Consider the following 14337-nt stretch of genomic DNA (forward strand, 5'->3'; position numbering starts at 1 on the left):
GGCAGCACCCGCCCAGGCCGCGTCCGCGGCCGCCCGATCTCGCTACGCGACGGCTGGCGCCCACCTGCCGGAATCGGCAGCCTGCCGGCAGCGCTTCTTCCGTCTCACCCGATCCGCCACCACCGCGGCAGCAGATCGCGCACTTCGCGCCGCCGGTAACGGTCGTCGATCAGATGCACGACGCCTTCGTCGTGCTCGGTGCGGATCACGCGCCCGGCCGCCTGCACGACCTTCTGCAAGCCCGGATACAGGTACATGTAGTCGTAGCCGTTGCCGAAACGCGCGTCCATCGCGCGCCGCATCTGCTCGTTGACGTCGTTGACCTGCGGCAGCCCGAGCGTCGCGATGAACGCGCCGATCAGCCGCTCGCCGACCAGGTCCACACCCTCCGAGAACGCCCCGCCCAGCACCGCGAAGCCGACGCCGCGCCCGCCCGCGTCGAAGCGCGCGAGAAACGCGTCGCGCTCGCTTTCGGCCATGCCGGGCGCCTGCGCCCAGACGGGCACGTCCGGATGCCGCGTCTGCATCAGCGCGACCACGCGCCCCAGGTAGTCGAAGCTGCTCAGGAAGCCGAGGTAGTTGCCGGGCCGCGTCGCGTACTGCGCGGCGATCAGGTCCACGATCGGTTCGAGCGAACGGTCGCGGTCGCGCCAGCGCGTCGACACGTGGCTCGCGACGCGCACCGTCAGTTGCTCGGCGCGGAACGGCCCGTCGACATCGAGCCAGCCCGTGTCGCCGGGCAACCCGAGCGTGTCGCGATAGAAATGAAACGGGCTCAACGTGCCCGAGAACAGCACGGTCGCGCGCGCGGCTTCGTAGCGCGATGCGAGAAAGCCGGCCGGAATCACGTTGCGCACGCACAGCGTCGACTGCACGCGGCGCCGGCGGCCGGGCGCCGCAACGCCATCGAGTGCCGGCTGGCGCGGCATCGGCTCGCCATGCAGGGTCGCGTCGAAGATCGACGCGCTGTCGAACGCTTCGGCCAGCACGCCGAACTGGATCGCCTCGAAATGAAACCGCAGCAGCGCGTCGCCGTTCGCGCGCGGCGCGTCGGTCAGGTGTTCGCCGATCGCCGCGACGAGGTTCTGCACGGCCGACACGATCGGGCCCGGTATCTCCGGATACGCGGCATAGCGCTCGGCCTGCGCGCGATTGACCGTACCCCAGGCGCGGGCGAGCCGGTCGAAGGCCTTGCGCAGCGCGGCGGGCGCGGCCTCGCGCGCGGCCGCGAATGCGAATGGATCGAGCGATGCGCTGTACATCTTGCGCGCGCGATCGAGCAGGTTGTGCGCTTCGTCGACGAGCACGCCGACGCGCCACTGGTTCTGCTGCGCAAGCGTGTGCAGCATCGCGCTGCCGTCGTAGTAGTAGTTGTAGTCGCCGATCATCATGTCGGACCAGCGCGCGAGCTCTTGCGACAGGTAGTACGGGCAGACGTCATGCGCGAGCGCGGCCGTGCGCACCGTGTCCCGATCGAGCAGCCCGGCCTCGATCGCCGCATCGCGCGCGGCCGGCAGCCGGTCGTAGAAACCTTTCGCGAGCGGACACGATTCGCCGTGGCACGCGCTGTCGGGATGCTCGCATGCCTTGTCGCGCGCGACGAGTTCCAGCACGCGCAGCGGCAGCGCGGGCGTGCCGGCGCCGAGCGTCGTCGCCGCTTCGAGCGCAAGCGCGCGGCCAGGCGTTTTCGCGGTCAGGAAGTACACGTGGTCGAGCTCGCCCTCGCCGCAGGCCTTCAGCAGCGGAAACACGGTGCCGAGCGTCTTGCCGATGCCGGTCGGCGCCTGCGCCATCAGGCAACGCTCGTCGCGTGCCGCGCGATAGACGGCCACCGCCAGCTCGCGCTGGCCGCTGCGGAACTGTCCGTGCGGAAACGCGAGCGCGCGCAGCGCCGCATCGCGCGCCGCACGATGGGCCGTCTCGCGCTCGGCCCAGCCGACGAAGCACGCGCACTGCTCGGCGAAGAACGTCGCGAGCTCGGCCGCCCCCAGCGTTTGCGTCAGCATCGTCTCCCGCTCGGACACGATGTCGAAATAGACGAGCGCGACGTCGATTTCCGTGAGGCCGCGCGCGTCGCACATCAGGTGCGCATAGACCTTCGCCTGCGCCCAGTGCAGCGCGCGATGGTTGGCCGGCATCGCATCGAGGCTGCCGCGATAGGTCTTGATCTCCTCGAGGCGGTTCGCCACCGGATCGTAGCCGTCCGCGCGGCCGCGCACGGTGAGCGTGCCCCACGTGCCCGTCAGCGCGATCTCGGTTTCGTAGCGTGCGCCGCGGCTCGACGTGACCGCGCCGTGGCCGGCGATGCCTTCGAGCGCGGTCGGCGCGGGCGTGAAGCGCAGGTCGAGATCGCCGCGTCGCGCGGTGAACTCGCACATCGCCCGCACCGCGACGACGTAGCTCATGCGGACAGACCCGCCGCTTCGGCGTGCGCGACGCCTTCACCGGCCCACTCGACATCGATCACGCGCACCGGGATGCCGTGCGCGACGCAGTAGGCGAGCCAGCGCGTCTGGTTGTCCTGCAGGCGGTCGCCGGGGCCTTTCACCTCGATCAGCTCGTAGCGGCGCTCACCGGGCCAGAAGCGGACGAGATCGGGCAGCCCCGAGCGGTTGCTGCGGATATCCGCGAGCAGGCGCGTGAACCACAGCCGCAAGTGCTCGGGCGGCAGGCACGCGAGCGCCTCGTCGAGCAGTTCGTCGCTCAGCACGCCCCAGAACACGAACGGCGATTGCAGCCCCGCCTTCGTCGCGAAATGCCGGCGGATCGTGTCGCAATAGGCGCCCGAATCGAGTTGCGCGAAACACGCGGCGAACGCGTCTGCCCGGCGCGCGGCGAAATCGGGCGCGTGCAGATCGGCCGGGCCGCGCTGGAACGGGTGGAAAAACGCACCGGGCACCGCCGCGAACACGGGCTCCCAGCACAGCAGCCCGAACAGCGAATTGATCAGTGTGTTTTCGACGTAATGAACCGGCGAAGCCGCTTGCGCGAGATGGTCGCGCACCGCGAATTCGACACTGACGAACGCGTCGGGGCGCGCGAGCACGAGCGTTTCGCGCGGTACGTCCGCGGCGGCCGCCGCACGTTCGACGCGCTGGCCGAGCCGGCGCTGCAGGCGCGGCAGCATGCGCTCGACACGCTGGCGTTCCTCGTCGCTCTCGAAGCCGCCGCGCGCATCGAGCGCCAGCGCGAGCGCCTGGTCGTCACGCCCGCAGCGTTCGAGCACGCGGATGCGCCGATGACGGCTGCCGGGCCATGCGCTGCGCGCATACGCGTCGAGCGCGGCAGTCCAGTCGGCCCGGCGCTCGCAGGTCTGCCCGAGCGCGAACAGCAGCTTCGCGCGACGCGTCGCGAGCCACGGCTGCGCGCAGCCGACCGCGTCGATCGCGCGCATCAGGTCGTCGAACGGCAGATCGTCGGGCCATGCGTCGAGCGCATCGCGGCACATCTGCAGCGCGAGATACGCGTCAACGTCGCCGCGCTGCTGGAACGCACGGGACGACGGTGCGATCGGCACGCTTTCGTACTGGAACACGCCGAGATCGGCGAGCACGAACTCGCTCCAGTCCTGATGGAGATTGCCGAAGAACATCAGGCGCAGCCGGTCGCACAGCGCGCCTACCGTCACGCGCAGCACGCGGTCGCCGGCCTGCGCGCACCACGCGTCGAGCGGTTGCGCGACGTCGTGCGCGGGCCGCAGCCGTTCGAGCCATTCGGGCTTGCGCTCGCCCGCATGCGCGGCGAGTGCCGGAAAGATGCGCAGCAGATCGGCCTTGGTCGACAGCGCGAACAGTTCGTCGAGCGTCAGCGCGGGCGCCGGGTCGACCCAGCCGAGTTCGACGAGCGGCGCGGCCGCGTCGAGCGTGCAACCGATTTCGTCGTACACGAGCTTGCTGGCGCGGAAGTCGGCCCCGTTGCGCATCAGCATCCGCACGAGCAGCGCGCGCGACGCCTGCGGCAACGTCGCGAACTGCCGGACGAACGCGTGCTCGTGCGCGTCGAACAGGTCGTCGTAACGCTCGCCGAGCCAGGCCAGCGCGCGTTCGAAATTGGTCAGGTAGTAAAACGCCGGAGGCGTCGGCGAAGCAGGCGTCACGGGGATTGATCACTGTACATTTGTACAGGTCGGAATCATATCAAATGTGACGGCGGATGCCGCACCCCGTATGGTCCCGACCTGCTGCCCGGCCGCCGTCAGAACTGGTAATTCACCGACATGTCGAACACGCCGTTGGTCGACTGCTGCGTGATCGGGCTGCGCGCGGCGCGGCCGACGAGCTGCTCGATCGCGCCGTCGATCGTGACGAACCAGTGCTTGTTCACGAACCAGGCCATCGTCACGCCCGCGCCGAACGACTTGAGCCCGGCCCCCGACGAATAGGCCGGCAACCCGGAACGCGCGGCGGCGCCCTGGTTCACGCCGAACCAGCTGTTCATGTAGCGCGAATCGGCGAACGATACGGTCGGCCCCGCGAACCAGAAGAAATGCTCGTTGCTGCCCGGCAGCGGCATGTACGCGGAGAAATCGCCGACCCAGCCGTTCGAGCCGCCGAGGCTGCGCCGGATATCCGCGCGCAGCACGAGCGGAAATTCCTTCGAGATCACGTAATCGGCCGCCAGTTTCATCACCGGTGCCGCGTTGATGTTGTCGAGGCCGTTCAGGTGTTCGGTATCGTCGGCTGAACGACGCCCGAGGTCGTAACCGACGGACAGGCTCACGCGCCAGTTCGGCCCGCGCAGCACGTTCGCGCCGAGCCCCTCGCCCGTCGACAGGAAGAACAGGTCGCGATAGCGGATGTCGAGATTCGGGCCGCCCATCACGCGATAGCGATCGGAGCCCGCATAGCGCGGCTGCAGCGTCATCGCAGCCCCCACGCTGATATCCCAGGTGGAGATGTTCGGGTCGTACAGTTTTTCGAGCGGCACACCCGCCGAGTATTGCCATTCGCCGAGCGGCGAAGGCGTCTGGGCCGACGCGTCGCGGGCATCGGCCGCGACGAGCGCCGCACAGGCCGACACACCGGAAACGAACCGGCGTGCGCCGGGCGACAGCAAAGGGCGAGCAGCAGTCATCAAGGCGGTCCCCGTCGGTTGCGCGAATCGAACCTGAAGGAAAGCGCATTGCGCCTCTTCGGCTGCAGCGGCTGGCAGCCTGCGGCGCGAACGTAGCGTGCGCTGAATTAACGGACATCCTACGCGACACGCGCGCAGACGCAAAGCGCCCGCTGCGCGCGGGCACTTTGCCGTTGGCCGGCACCGACCGGTGAAGCGAGGTGGAATCAGAAGCGCTCGACGTGATAGTCGCCGGCCAGCGCGGCCGGGCTGCGCATCGACATCATCCGCGAGAAGCCATCGGCAAGCCGTCCGAGCGCGAGCTGCTTCTGGCTCGCATCCCAGTGCGTATAGGTGTCGTACGCGGCATCGTCAAACGACACGGTGACGGCGACCGGGTGGCCGCTGGCGCGAAAGCCGATCTGCAGCACGCCGCCCGGCAATTCCTCGATGTGATAGCGCAACGAGCGCGATTCGAAATAGCGGCCCAGCACCTGAGCGATCGCGCGCTTGTCTGGCGATTGCACGTGAATGTCCATGAGGGTCCTCCTTTTTTCAGGTTTCGCGCGGCCGGTTGGGGCGCACCGCTGCCTCCCGGCATCCCCATCGGCGGCGGGTGCGACGGCGGGTCGCCCTGAGGCAGCCCGTCGGGTACCGGCGGATCGACGGGATCGTCGTGCCCGGGCGGCGGCGGATCCGGGTCGACGTCGGGCGTCGTCGGCTCGGGGCGGTGCAGCGTGAATGGCGTCTTCATGTCTCTCCTGCGCGACGGCGCGCGCATCTCGATGGCGCTGCCAGCGCGCGCAAATGGCGTGCCCGCTGCGGCGCCACTTTCCTCCGGTTGCCCGCTCCGGTCGGGCGCGGCGGTGCGCTCAGTCGTCGTAAGCCGCCATCACCAGCCACATCGCGCGCCCCTCCGCGATCAGCCGCACCGCGAGCGCGAACCGGTCGGACGGCGTGCATTGCGCGACGAGCGCCCGCTGCGCGCGCTCGGGGCCGTCATAGACGGTGTCGTTCAGTTCGCGTACCTCGTCCTTGCCGTTGAACATGCGCCGCTCGGGCCGATAGACCAGCGATTCGCGCTTCCACGTGTCGAAACGTCCGCGCACATGGGAGAAATCGCCGCCGCATACGTTCGCGTCGTAACGTATCCTTTCCTTGGATGCATTCATCACGATGTCCTCTCGTCCACGCCGACGGCGCGCGTGGCTGCGCCGCGCCCCGTACGGTTCCGCCGACGCGCAAGCGTCGTGCCGTCGGCCCGCGCAGGCATGGCGCTTGCGCCCGCATCCATGACCAAGGAGGTTCGACCATGACCGTTCACGCCCCCGGCCGCCACGACGCCGTGTCACCGGCTGCCGGACTGCTCTGGCTCGCCACGTCGCGCCCGCCGTCCAAAGACAAGACGGAGGAACGCATCGACGAGGGACTCGAGGAGACGTTTCCGGCCAGCGACCCGCCCGCCGTTGGCGGCGCGACCCGTATCGATCCTGCCAAGCCGTCCGGCGAGCACGAACGCCGCGCGCCGCACGTTCCTTCCCCGCCCCCCGATCACGGCTGACGGTGGCACCCGGCCCGCGCTGCGCGGCGGCGCAACGGCGCGCCGGAGCAATCCGGAGTTGATCTGATGAAACGCCTTGAACGCAGATGGCATGAAATCAGCGGCGCCGCCGGCGTCGCTGCGCTGGCGGCGATCGAAAGCGCAGTGGTGCTCGCGATCGTCGCGATGACGGGCATCGGCCACTGACGTCCCGCCCCGCCCGTTCACGGCTGCCGCCGTGGAAGATGTACAAGCGGGCTGGCAAATTTCTCCGTCGCCTGGCCGTCGCGGCCCGGCGTGGGCGGCACGCGCGCGGCACGCCGTCTGCTTCCTCATCGTCTCGCTCACGAAGGAGACGTTCATGTATCGCGTCACCGAGATCATGTCGCGCGACGTGGTGTGCGTCGCGCCGACCGACACGATTCGCCATGCGGCCGAACTGATGCAGCGCTTCGATATCGGCGTGCTGCCCGTTTGCGATGGCACCGAACTCGTCGCGATCGTGACCGATCGCGACCTCGCCGTGCGCGGACTGTCGCACGGCCATGCGTCCGATACGCCCGTCAAGGCGGTCGCGTCCACGCCCGTGCAATGGTGTGTCGAGGACGACGGCGTCGGCGACGTCCAGCAGCGGATGGCCGACGTGCAGTTGCATCGATTGCCGGTGCTCGACCGCAACCGGCGGCTGGTCGGCATCGTGTCGCTCGGCGACATCGCGACACGCGCGGGCGGCCCCGAGCGCGACGAGCTGGCCAATACGCTCGAGGACGTGTCGCTGCCGCGCCGGCGCTGACCGGCGCTCATTCATGGCGCGTGGCCCGCCCGGGTGCCGCATCGATCAGGAGAGGTTTGATGACGACGGACAGACCGTCGCGCGCCGACACACGCATCGTCGGCGGCAACCGTCGAATGGCCCTGAAGGCGGCAAGCAGTCACGCGCTCGCCGGTCAGTGCGCGGCCGCCGGCTGCTACCGCCGGCGCGGCTTCCGATCGTGCTCAGCGTCGGGTGCGACATCGGCAATCACGCTCGCCAGCGTCGGCATGTCCACCGGCTTGCACAGATACGCGTCGAAGCCGGCGGCCATCACGCGATGCCGGTCGGCGTTGCCGGCGTGCGCGGTGACCGCGATGACGGGCAGATGCCCGCTGCCGCCCGGCAAATGGCGAATGCGGTCGAGCAGCCAGAAGCCGTCGCCGTCCGGCATCGCGAGATCCGACAGCACGACGTTCGGCGCTTGCCGTTCCACCACGTCGAGCGCGTCGTGCCCCGATTGCGCGGTCGACACCTGTGCACCCATCGTTTCGAGTGCCGCGGCAAGGCTCGCGCGCGATGTCGCATCGTCGTCGACGACGAGCACGCGCTGGCCGTCGAGCGCCACCGTGTCGGGCGTGCCCCCCGCGTGCAGCAGATTCTCGGCCGGATCGTCGGCGTCCCAGCCCGCCGGCAGCGTGACCGTGACGGTCGTCCCGCGTCCGGTGCCGGCGCTCGTCGCGACGACCTCGCCGCCATGCAGTTGCGCGATGTTGCGCACGATCGACAGGCCGAGCCCGAGGCCGCGCTTCGGCGACGCGAATGCGCGTTCGGGCCGGCTGAACGTCTCGAACAGGTGCGGCAGGTATTCCGGCGCAATCCCCTGCCCGGTATCGGCGACCGACAGCCGCACGCGCTCGCCGGCACGGGTCAGCGACACGACGATGCGGCCGCCCGGCGGCGTGAACTTGATCGCGTTCGACAACAGGTTCGACAGGACCTGACGCACGCGCTCGCGGTCCGCCGGAATCACGCAGGTCGGCATCTCGTATTCGGTCGACAGTTCGAGCCCACTCGCCTGTGCCGTCGCGTCGAGTTCACGCGTGGCATCGCGCACGATCCGCACGAGATCGACCGGCACGCGCTCGAGGCGCAAGCGGCCCGTCGCGAGCGCCGACGCGTCGAGCAGGTCGGCCACCATGTGCGACAGCGACCGCGCGCTGCGATCGATCGCATCGACCGCCTGTTGCGCGAGCCCCTGGCCATCGACGTTGCGCAGTACCTCGACCCAGCCGTAGATCACGTTCAGCGGCGTGCGCAGTTCGTGCGACACCGTCGCGAGCAGCTCGTCCTTCAGCCGGTTCGACGTGTCCGCCTGGGCACGAGCGTCGCGCGCGCCGCGCAGCGAGCGCATGTTGCGCCGCTCGCCGCGACGGCGTTCGCGCGCTTCGCGCAATGTCATCGACAGGCCCGTGCAGTGGCCCTGCGCATCGACGATCGGCGACGCGGCGAAGGTCGCACGAAAACGTCTGCCATCGCGCCTTACGCACAGCACGTCGAGCGGCCCGACCAGTGCATGCAGGTTCGCGAACGACGCGGGCACCGGATGCCGCCGCAACCAGCGCGGCGCGATCATCGCGGTGATATCGCGCCCGGTGGCCTGCGCCGCGTCGATGCCGAAGATCCGTCGCGCGGCCGGATTCCAGCTCGTGATCCGGCGTGCGGCATCGACCCCGACGATCGCGTCGGGCGACGCATCGACCACGCGGCGCAGCAGGCCGTCGTCAGGAACGGGAACGGGGACGCGGGCGGCAGGCGCCGGCTCGCGCGCAGCGGCGTCGCCGTCGTCATCGGGTTCGCGCAGACGATCGTTCGCGAGCAACGGCTTCACGGCCATCACGAGCACGCATTCGACGAAGCTGATCGCGATGAATGCGCCGGCCTGCGCGAGCAGCGTGGCCAGCGGCGCATCGCGCCACCACAACACGCCGATCACGGCCACGCTCGCGGCCGCCGCGGCCAGGCCGCCGCCGAACGACGTCAGCCATGCGGCAGCCGCCACGCCGACATAGAAAGGCAGCGGCGCAAATGGCGCATGCTCGCCGACGACGCGAACCGCCCACGCCTGCAGCGCGGACGCCAGCCCGACGGCCAGCACCACCCATGCACCCTGCCGTAACAGCTCACGGGTCAGGGTTCTCATTGCATCCTTGCGTCGCGCCGGCTCCCGTCGCACGGTGTCATGCCGCTGGTCGAGCAGCAGGCCTGCCGTCGAGCGTGCCGGGCGAGCGGGATGACATCCGCAAGTGGCATGCCCGATTCAGGCCGTGGATGGCCGATGGTACGCCGTGCCGCTTGCCTGGCTGCCTGGCGGCCCCAAGGGCCGGGGGCGGTGGCCGGTCGGGCACCGGCCGCTGTCGCGCGCCGCATCGGCGCATCATGGTCGCGACCGGCTTTTTTATCGAAATGCTGTAAAAAAGCACCGATACGACCCTGGATGGCCCGGAAGTGCCGCGATTCGTGTCAGGAATCGATGGCCTGTTTCTTCCGCCCTCGCCGCGCACATTGGAAATTTCTATTCCGCGGCACCTTTGCGGTCGTTTCGCTGTCGATGATAAATATTGCAATCAACGGAACGCGTGGTGCCGATTTTCAAAACGGCCCGCCAGCACCGATGGGAGAAACCGCCAACCGTTCGAAGCAGCGCGCAGACGGCCGCCGGCTGTCAGGCCGGTCGTCCGCGATGCGCACGCTGCTCGGCCGCATCGAGAAAATCGCGCCGACCCGCGCGAGCGTAATGATTGCCGGCGAAAGCGGGGTCGGCAAGGATATCGTCGCGCGCCGGTTGCACGATCTCAGTGCCCGGCGGGATGGCCCGTTCGTCCCCGTGAACTGCGGCGCGATTCCGCCCGATATCGCGGAATCGCAGTTGTTCGGGCACGAGAAAGGCAGTTTCACCGGCGCGATTGCGCAGCGGGAAGGTTTTTTCGAAGCCGCGCGCGGCGGCACGCTGCTGCTCGACGAGATCGCGGAAATGCCCGCGCCGCTGCAGGTGAAGCTGCTGCGGGCGATCGAATCGAATGCGATCGTCCGGGTGGGCGGCACCGACGCGATTCCGCTCGACGTGCGCATCGTGTCGGCCACGCGCCACAACCCGGCCGAAGCCGTGCGCGACGGCCGGCTGCGGGAGGACCTGTTCTACCGCCTCGCCGCGTTTGCGCTGTACGTGCCGCCGCTGCGCCAGCGCGACGGCGACATCGAGACGATCGCGCTGGAATTCGTCGACGCGCTCAACACGCGGCATCACTCGCACAAGCGGCTGACCGAAGCAGCGATCGCCGCGTTGCGCGCGTATTCGTGGCCCGGCAACGTACGCGAGCTGCACAACACGATCGAGCGCGCGTACATCCTGGCGGACGAGGGCATCGACGTCACGTTGCCGAAGCCGGCGATGCCGCCCGAGCGCCTGTCGGAGAACACGATGGCGCTGCCGCTCGGCGCGACCTTGCACCATGCGCAGCAGCGCTTCATCGCGGCGACGCTGCGCCACTTCGACGGCAACAAGCCGCGCGCCGCGAAAGCGCTCGGGATCAGCCTGAAAACGCTCTACAACCGGCTCGCGCTGATGCGCGACGGCGGCCGCTCCTGAGCGGTGCGGCCGCGCTTCCCGCGCGCCGCGTTACGCGACCTTGAAGCGCCCGACCGTCGTCGCCAGCGCGTTCGCCTGCGACTGCAGCGCGGTCGCCGCGGCGGTCGACTGTTCGACGAGCGCCGCGTTCTGCTGCACCATTTCGTCGAGCTGCGTGACCGCGCGATTCACTTCCTGGATGCCGCGCGTCTGCTCGTTCGCCGCGTGCGTGATCTCGGAGATGATCGTCGTCACGTTCGACACGTTGGACACGATCTCGCGCATCGTATCGCCGGCCTGACGCACCTGCCCGGACCCGGCCGACACGCTCGCGACCGTCGATTCGACCAGCACCTTCACTTCGCGCGCGGCCTGCGCGCTGCGTTGCGCGAGGCTGCGCACTTCCTGCGCGACCACCGCGAAGCCGCGGCCCTGCTCGCCCGCGCGCGCCGCTTCGACGGCCGCGTTCAGCGCGAGGATGTTGGTCTGGAACGCAATCCCGTCGATCACGCCGATGATGTCGCCGATCCGGCCCGATGCTTCCTCGATCTTCTCCATCGTCGCGACGACGTCCGACACGACCACGCCACCATGCGACGCGATCCGCGACGCGGCCGCCGCGCGTTCGTCGGCCTGCCCGGCCGCCGCCGCCGACTGGCCGACGGTCGCGGTGATCTCTTCCATCGATGCCGCCGTTTCCTCGAGGCTCGCCGCCGCCGATTCGGTGCGCGACGACAGGTCCTGGTTGCCCGCCGCGATCTCGTTCGCGGCCGTGCGCACCGACTCGCTCGCATCGCGGATCTGGCGCATCACGTCGTTCAGCTTGTCGACGAAGCTGTTGAACGAGCGTGCGATGTCGGCCACTTCGTCACGGCCGTCGGCCGGCAGGCGCTGCGTCAGGTCGCCGGCGCCCGAGCCGATCGCGGCCATCGCCTGGCGCACTTGCGACAGGCGGCGGAACGCGGTCGCGGTGATCGCGCCGATGATCACCGACGCGACGGCGACGATCACGAGCAGCGTGATCAGCGATGCGGTCAGCAGCGAGCGCATGCCGGCCGTCGCTTCGCTCTTGTCGAGCAGCACCAGCGCGTACCAGTCGGTGCCCGGCACGGGGCGCGCGCGCACCAGCTTCGCATCACCGCCGACGCTCACCTCGACGGGCGCGGTCGCGGCCGCGATCGTCGCACCGTTCGTCGCGCCAAGTTCGGCCGACACGTCGGCGACCGGCTTCAGCGTGAGCTTCGCGTCCGGGTGCGCAACCACGTGGCCGTTGCTGTCGATCAACATCCCGAAGCTCGCGGGCGTCGGGTGAATCGACTTCACGTTCGCGATCACGGTGTCCATCGACACGTCCGCGGCGACGACGCCTTTCAGCGCGCCGTCGCGCAGGATCGGCACCGCGAACGTGACGACGAGGTTGCCCGTGCCGGCGTCGACGTAAGGCGGCGTGACGACCGGCTTGCCGGCCTGCGCGGCCTGCTTGTACCACGGGCGGCCGGTCGGATCGTAGTCGGGCGGGATGCCGGTCGGGTCGGAGAAGTGGAACGCCTTGTCGGCATAGCCCGCGTAGACGTTCGTGAAGCCACCGGCCGTGGCCATCTGCTTGAACACCGGCAGCGGATCGGGGGTCAGCGCGGCATCCTGCAACGACGCAATCATCCGGCTCCGGGTGGCGACCCAGTCGGCGATCCCGACCACGTGGCCGCTTGCGACGGAGGTCAGGTTGCGATCGATCGCGTCGTCGTTGTACGAACGCGCGATGAAATAGTTGATGAGCGTGGTGGCGACGAGCGCGAATACGACGATGGAGACGCACGCGGCGAGGATGCGGGCGCGGATGGACGAGAACATGGCAACGACTCGGTAAGGGAGCGCGAACGCCCGGTGGACGAATTCACCGGGTAAACGGCAATCGCGCCGCTTACTTGAGGCCGCCGTGACAATTCAGTGAAACGTATGACGAAACGCAACGTCGGTTTTCAGGGGGCGCCGGGACCGCCGTACCCGGCCGGCGCCGCGCGCGCACGCCGTCGCCGGATGCGACGACGGTGCGGGCGATCTTGTGCACGGCAATCGAAAGGGAATGGGAACAGGCCGGTTCGCTGTCGACGGATGCCTGCATGTCGATCAGGATCCGGCCTTGGCCCGGCGACGGAGCGCGTCACGTCCGCGGCGTCAGCCGCGGCGTGTGCCCGTCACAGGCGGTGGCTCGGACGCGGATCGGATTCCGCGGGCGCCCCGTCGGAGCGCGTGTCGTGGTCGAAATCGTCTTGCTGGCGCATCCGTTCGCGCAGGTGCCGGATCGCGAACACGTGGATGTAGTCGTGCACCCGCGCGTCGGACGACAAGACGCGCACTTCGTCGTCGAGCATCGCACGCAACTGATCCGAACCGATCGCGCGCTGTTTGGCGGCTTCCTTGAGTGAATCGAGCAAATTGTCCTTGGACATCGACGGACTCCTGACGGTCGAGGAACGAAAAGAAGTAGATACCGGAAGCTTAAAGACTGAACGGCCGCGCGGCGTGCGATGCGCCGGCGCGTGTTTGCGCGCGATCAACGGCACGTTGCGTGCCGCCGCGCCGATTCGTCCCCGAACCGACCGCGCAAGATCCGCGGCGCGAACTGCCCGCGAACGAGACTGGAAGCCCTGCCACGCCACCCCGAGGCGCGGCACCGGTGGCGGGCAAACGATGGAGGCCGCTCGACGCCGATGCAGTGGCGAAGTTAGACCGGCCGAAATCATGCGTCAAGCGACCGCCACCACGCCCGGCCCATTCGTCGGAACGAACGCGCCGGATCGTCGCCGGGACGGCCGATCGGTCGCACTGCGTGTCAGCGGATTCCGATACGCCCCGCGCAATCCCTGACAGCGACTTCAGCGCGCGCTGCTTGGCAGCGCACGGGCGCCACACGATACTGATGACATGGACGAAACGTTCATACGGGCAATCGCTCAGCCGGCCATCGAGCCGGCATGCGGGGCCTGGCGCAGGAGACCAACCATGGGACATCGCAACTTACCGGGCCGGGACGGCCAGCGGCGCGCGTCGGGCAACGCGCGCGCCCTGCCCGCCCGTGCGGTGTCGGCCGGCAACCGTCCGTCCGACAATATCGACACCTTGCTTGCGCTCGCACGCGAAGCCGGGTTGCTCGTCACGCTCGACGGGCAGATCGGCCGCGAGAAGTACCAGAGCGTCGCGGGCTCGGTCCTCGCGTTGCAACGGTTCGCCGCGGCACTCTGCGCGCGGGCCGCCTCCGACGCGGCGGCCGTTGCGGAGCCGCGCCGTAAGGCGCGCCCCGGCTGGCCGCATGCAAACCGCCTGCGCAACCGCACGTGCAGCGCGTGCGCGCCGCTGCATGTCGCG

General features: G+C 69.3%; 12 protein-coding genes. 4 read left to right on the forward strand and 8 right to left on the reverse strand.

Translation table 11 applies throughout. The features are described from left to right. Positions 1 to 104: 104 nt before the first annotated feature. From G3N61_RS12930 to G3N61_RS12950, 5 genes are all read right to left on the reverse strand, one after another. Positions 105 to 2405 (reverse strand): ATP-dependent DNA helicase, encoded by a 2301-nt coding sequence (locus G3N61_RS12930; RefSeq protein ID WP_205822608.1) that lies wholly within the window; start codon positions 2403 to 2405, stop codon positions 105 to 107. Further along, the gene (locus G3N61_RS12935; RefSeq protein WP_205822609.1) at positions 2402 to 4096 is read right to left on the reverse strand and encodes a VRR-NUC domain-containing protein; all 1695 of its coding nucleotides are present in this window, start codon (positions 4094 to 4096) and stop codon (positions 2402 to 2404) included. Before G3N61_RS12935 ends, G3N61_RS12930 begins: the two co-directional genes overlap by 4 nt. 98 nt (positions 4097 to 4194) lie before the next feature. Then, positions 4195 to 5073, reverse strand: coding sequence for a MipA/OmpV family protein (locus G3N61_RS12940; RefSeq protein ID WP_043183702.1), 879 nt, complete (start codon positions 5071 to 5073; stop codon positions 4195 to 4197). Between the two features lie 206 nt (positions 5074 to 5279). After that, positions 5280 to 5591: a hypothetical protein gene (locus tag G3N61_RS12945; RefSeq protein ID WP_089453001.1), complete on the reverse strand. Its 312-nt coding sequence runs from the start codon at positions 5589 to 5591 to the stop codon at positions 5280 to 5282. Positions 5592 to 5924: 333 nt separating this feature from the next. Beyond that, entirely contained in the window at positions 5925 to 6224 is a 300-nt protein-coding gene (locus tag G3N61_RS12950; RefSeq protein WP_205822610.1) for a hypothetical protein, read from the reverse strand. 140 nt (positions 6225 to 6364) lie between these two features. Between G3N61_RS12950 and G3N61_RS12955 the strand changes: the two genes are divergently transcribed. Then, positions 6365 to 6613: a hypothetical protein gene (locus G3N61_RS12955; RefSeq protein WP_043183698.1), complete on the forward strand. Its 249-nt coding sequence runs from the start codon at positions 6365 to 6367 to the stop codon at positions 6611 to 6613. 340 nt (positions 6614 to 6953) lie between these two features. Continuing rightward, positions 6954 to 7385 carry a CBS domain-containing protein gene (locus G3N61_RS12960; RefSeq protein ID WP_205822612.1) on the forward strand — a complete coding sequence of 144 codons (432 nt, stop codon included), beginning with the start codon at positions 6954 to 6956 and terminating at the stop codon, positions 7383 to 7385. Between the two features lie 175 nt (positions 7386 to 7560). On the opposite strand, the gene G3N61_RS12965 is transcribed toward G3N61_RS12960, so the two are convergent. Further along, positions 7561 to 9546 (reverse strand): ATP-binding protein, encoded by a 1986-nt coding sequence (locus tag G3N61_RS12965; protein WP_205822614.1) that lies wholly within the window; start codon positions 9544 to 9546, stop codon positions 7561 to 7563. A 408-nt stretch (positions 9547 to 9954) separates the two neighbouring features. On the opposite strand from G3N61_RS12965, the gene G3N61_RS12970 reads away from it, so the two are divergent. After that, positions 9955 to 10992 (forward strand): sigma-54 dependent transcriptional regulator, encoded by a 1038-nt coding sequence (locus G3N61_RS12970; protein ID WP_089453093.1) that lies wholly within the window; start codon positions 9955 to 9957, stop codon positions 10990 to 10992. A gap of 30 nt (positions 10993 to 11022) precedes the next feature. Here G3N61_RS12970 and G3N61_RS12975 read toward each other — a convergent pair whose 3' ends face one another. Continuing rightward, complete coding sequence (locus G3N61_RS12975) at positions 11023 to 12822, reverse strand: methyl-accepting chemotaxis protein (protein WP_043183691.1); 1800 nt, start codon at positions 12820 to 12822, stop codon at positions 11023 to 11025. A 344-nt stretch (positions 12823 to 13166) separates the two neighbouring features. Beyond that, on the reverse strand, positions 13167 to 13421 hold the full coding sequence (locus G3N61_RS12980; RefSeq protein ID WP_089453005.1) for a DUF3562 domain-containing protein: 255 nt from the start codon (positions 13419 to 13421) through the stop codon (positions 13167 to 13169). A gap of 553 nt (positions 13422 to 13974) precedes the next feature. On the opposite strand from G3N61_RS12980, the gene G3N61_RS12985 reads away from it, so the two are divergent. After that, a partial coding sequence (locus tag G3N61_RS12985) for a hypothetical protein (RefSeq protein WP_205822615.1) occupies positions 13975 to 14337 on the forward strand: 363 nt, incomplete at its 3' end.

This window comes from Burkholderia sp. Ac-20349 (assembly GCF_017104865.1).
In the GTDB taxonomy this organism is placed as follows: domain Bacteria; phylum Pseudomonadota; class Gammaproteobacteria; order Burkholderiales; family Burkholderiaceae; genus Burkholderia; species Burkholderia aenigmatica.

Bases quoted from the DNA above. Each gene is read 5' to 3' on its own strand.
- G3N61_RS12930 (WP_205822608.1), bottom strand. From the start codon at position 2,405: ATGAGCTACGTCGTCGCGGTGCGGGCGATGTGCGAGTTCACCGCGCGA.
- G3N61_RS12940 (WP_043183702.1), bottom strand. From the start codon at position 5,073: ATGACTGCTGCTCGCCCTTTGCTGTCGCCCGGCGCACGCCGGTTCGTT.
- G3N61_RS12945 (WP_089453001.1), bottom strand. From the start codon at position 5,591: ATGGACATTCACGTGCAATCGCCAGACAAGCGCGCGATCGCTCAGGTG.
- G3N61_RS12950 (WP_205822610.1), bottom strand. From the start codon at position 6,224: ATGAATGCATCCAAGGAAAGGATACGTTACGACGCGAACGTATGCGGC.
- G3N61_RS12955 (WP_043183698.1), top strand. From the start codon at position 6,365: ATGACCGTTCACGCCCCCGGCCGCCACGACGCCGTGTCACCGGCTGCC.
- G3N61_RS12960 (WP_205822612.1), top strand. From the start codon at position 6,954: ATGTATCGCGTCACCGAGATCATGTCGCGCGACGTGGTGTGCGTCGCG.
- G3N61_RS12965 (WP_205822614.1), bottom strand. From the start codon at position 9,546: ATGAGAACCCTGACCCGTGAGCTGTTACGGCAGGGTGCATGGGTGGTG.
- G3N61_RS12970 (WP_089453093.1), top strand. From the start codon at position 9,955: ATGATAAATATTGCAATCAACGGAACGCGTGGTGCCGATTTTCAAAAC.
- G3N61_RS12975 (WP_043183691.1), bottom strand. From the start codon at position 12,822: ATGTTCTCGTCCATCCGCGCCCGCATCCTCGCCGCGTGCGTCTCCATC.
- G3N61_RS12980 (WP_089453005.1), bottom strand. From the start codon at position 13,421: ATGTCCAAGGACAATTTGCTCGATTCACTCAAGGAAGCCGCCAAACAG.